This is a genomic window from Acidobacteriota bacterium (assembly GCA_028874215.1).
Taxonomy (GTDB): domain Bacteria; phylum Acidobacteriota; class UBA6911; order RPQK01; family JAJDTT01; genus JAJDTT01.
On the sequence record JAPPLF010000019.1, the window covers coordinates 1 to 2,878 of the forward strand.

Annotated in this window: 4 protein-coding genes; 3 read left to right on the forward strand and 1 reads right to left on the reverse strand. The window is 69.4% G+C overall.

Features of this window, described 5'->3' with window-relative positions:
• A partial coding sequence (locus OXT71_03550) for a hypothetical protein (GenBank protein ID MDE2925453.1) occupies positions 1–312 on the reverse strand: 312 nt, incomplete at its 3' end.
• Positions 313–408: 96 nt separating this feature from the next.
• Between OXT71_03550 and OXT71_03555 the strand changes: the two genes are divergently transcribed.
• From OXT71_03555 to OXT71_03565, 3 genes are read left to right on the forward strand one after another with little or no spacing between them, the layout of a single operon-like run.
• Positions 409–912 (forward strand): hypothetical protein, encoded by a 504-nt coding sequence (locus tag OXT71_03555; GenBank protein ID MDE2925454.1) that lies wholly within the window; start codon positions 409–411, stop codon positions 910–912.
• 40 nt (positions 913–952) lie between these two features.
• The gene (locus tag OXT71_03560; protein MDE2925455.1) at positions 953–2,299 is read left to right on the forward strand and encodes a DDE-type integrase/transposase/recombinase; all 1,347 of its coding nucleotides are present in this window, start codon (positions 953–955) and stop codon (positions 2,297–2,299) included.
• Between the two features lie 2 nt (positions 2,300–2,301).
• Complete coding sequence (locus OXT71_03565) at positions 2,302–2,841, forward strand: AAA family ATPase (GenBank protein ID MDE2925456.1); 540 nt, start codon at positions 2,302–2,304, stop codon at positions 2,839–2,841.
• Positions 2,842–2,878: the final 37 nt, after the last annotated feature.

Consider the following 2,878-nt stretch of genomic DNA (forward strand, 5'->3'; position numbering starts at 1 on the left):
TGTTACGTCCAACATTAAACCATCCGATATGAGGGTATTTTTCCCGGACTGATCGGGTCTGGACAGGTGCAGGAAATGGAATAAGTCGGGAAGGTTTTTTTCTCCGGGCAGCCCGGTTTCAGGCAGCCTTTCAGGGAGAGCTTTCAGGGAGCGGGGATATGGTAGGGTGCGAGGGCGAGGGAGCGCCCTGAGGATCTTCTCCGGAATGCCGCTGGCGGACAGGATTCCGCTGCGGGCCGGCAACCAAAGAAAGTGGCCCGCGCGACGGCGATCGCCGGGCCGTGAGCGGCCTGGAAGATTCAGTTTCGCCATGAAACCGGGTTGACCGCTGCGGAGTATGTTATCCGGCGCGGTTGGGAGGAGGCAAGCCCTCCGGGGTGCATTCGCCGCCGGGGGAGCCGATGCGGGATGCGGGGCCACGGCACCTACGCCCGCAAGCGCCCGGCGGGGATGCGGATCCGGCGCTGGTACTGCCGGGCCTGCCGGATCACGTTCAGCGCCCATCCGGACTGCACGGCGAGCCGGGTGTCGGACACGCTGGAGGGGATCGAGGCGGTGGCGGCGCATGCCGCGGCGCACGGCATGGCGTCGGCGGCCCGCCTGTTCCGCGCTTCCCACGCCGACCCGGTCTCGGCCTGGCGGTTCGTGCGCCGCCGCTGCGACTGGGTGTCGGACCTTCTGTGGATTCTCCGGGGCCTGACGGAGACGTTCTTCGGCATGGATCCGACGCTGGCGGGGCTGCGCGCCCGCCTGGGCCCGGAGGTGGGCCTGCGGGACCTTCGTGGACTGTGCTGCGGCGACCTGTCCTGCCTGCCCCATCCGGTTGGATTCCGTCCTCCCCCGGCGCCTTCCGGTAGCCAGCGGGGGCCGCCTACAGGAAACGGCAATGGTTCGGGGAGCCCGGGGGGATGAGAATCCCGGTTCCGATCACCGAACCGGAGGAAATCCGTCCATGAGCACGAGGAAGAAACCCGATCCCCTGGAAGTGGCGCTGTTCCGATACCGCGTCATCGCCCCCCTGTTGAACGAGCCCCTGGGCAAGGTGTCGCGGAAGGCCCGGGAGCAGGCGGGGCTGCGCTGGGAGATTCCGGGGTCGGACCGCACCCGGGTGGCGACGGAGACCGTCCGGTCGTGGTTCCGGCTCTACCGGCGGGGCGGCCTGGACGCATTGCGGCCGAAGGAGCGGAGCGGCCGCGGCCCGCGCAGTCTGGACCCGGAGGTGGTGGAGGCGCTGATCGGCCTGAAGCGGGAGCTGCCGCGCCTGAGCGTCCGGCTGCTGATCGAGGAGGCCCGGGACCGGCACCTGGTGCCGGAGTCGGTGCCGCTGCCGCACTCCACGGTGCACCGGATGTTCCGGGGGGAGGGCCTGATGGGCCGGCCCGGGGGGGATGACGGCGGGAAGGGCCGGGACCGTCGCCGGTTCGCCTACGAGCTGGCCGGTGAGATGTGGCAGTCGGACGTGCTCCACGGCCCGAAGGTCCGGGATGGCCGGGGCCGCCTGCGCAAGGTCTACCTGATCGCCTTCCTGGACGACGCCACGCGGGTGATCCCCTATGCGGAGTTCGCCTTCTCCGAGCGGGTGACGGCGTTCCTGCCGGTGTTCCGCCAGGCGATCGAGCGCAGGGGGGTCCCGATGAGATTGTTTGTGGACAATGGTCCGAATTACCGCTCCCGGGCGCTGGACCTGGCCTGCGCCCGGCTGGGGATTGTTCTCATCCACGCCAGGCCCTTCGATCCGGCGGGAAAGGGCAAGATCGAGAGGTGGCTCAGGACGGTCCGCGAGCAGTTCCTCTCCCGGCTCGCCCCGGAGGACCTCCGGAGCCTGGACGCCCTCAACGCGAAGCTGCGCGAATGGATCGAGGGGAAATACCACCGCACTCCCCACCACGGCCTCGGCGGCGACACCCCCCTGGAGCGGTGGGCCCGCCATGGCGGCGAAGTCCGCCACGTGGATCACGGCATGGACCTGGGCGACCTGTTCATGGTGGAGAAGAGGCGCAAGGTCCGCAAGGACCGGACGGTGCGTCTCGACGGCCGCGTCTACGAGGCGGAGGCCCGGCTCATCGGGGAGCGCGTGATCCTGCGGTACGACCCGGCGGCCCCGCCGTCCCGGCCCGTCCAGGTGATCCACGAGGGGCAGGGCGCCGGCGTCGCCACCCTGCTCGACCTCCACGCCAACGCCCGTGTCCGGAGGAAGGCGCCCCGGAACGCGTTGTCCTTCCGCGACCTCGATCCCGACCGGATCGACGCCGACGAGACCACCGGAAACACCGACCACACCGAACCCACCGGAGACTGACCATGTACAAGACCCACTTCTCCCTCGCCCGATATCCCTTCGAGCCCTCCATCGAGGTCGACGATCTGCTCCCCCTGAAGGGGCAGCAGGAGGCCCTCTCGCGCATCCGCCACCTCGTCGAGCTGCGCGGCATCGGCGTGCTCACCGGCGAGCCCGGATGCGGCAAGTCCACCGTCTGCCGCCAGATGGCCGGGGAACTCCATCCCGGGCTCCACCTGCACCGCTACGTCTCCCTCACCACCGGCAGCGTCTCCGACCTCTACGAAACCCTCTCCCGGGCCTTCGGCCTCGAGCCCGTCAGCCAGCGGGCGCGGGCCTTCCGGGCCATCCGAACCGAGGTCACCCGGAGAATCCGCGAGGCCCGCCAGCTCCCCGTCCTCGTCGTCGACGAGGCCCACCTGCTGCGCGGCGAACTCCTTGAGGAGCTCCGCCTGCTCACCAACTACCGCATGGACTCCGAGAACCGCCTGTGCCTGCTCCTGGCCGGCCACACCGAACTCCGCCACCGCCTCGCCATGGCCGCCTGTTACGTCCCTGATTAAACCGTCAGGAATGATGGTTTTTGTCCCGGACTATTCC

Bases quoted from the DNA above. Each gene is read 5' to 3' on its own strand.
- OXT71_03560 (MDE2925455.1), top strand. From the start codon at position 953: ATGAGCACGAGGAAGAAACCCGATCCCCTGGAAGTGGCGCTGTTCCGA.
- OXT71_03555 (MDE2925454.1), top strand. From the start codon at position 409: ATGCGGGGCCACGGCACCTACGCCCGCAAGCGCCCGGCGGGGATGCGG.
- OXT71_03565 (MDE2925456.1), top strand. From the start codon at position 2,302: ATGTACAAGACCCACTTCTCCCTCGCCCGATATCCCTTCGAGCCCTCC.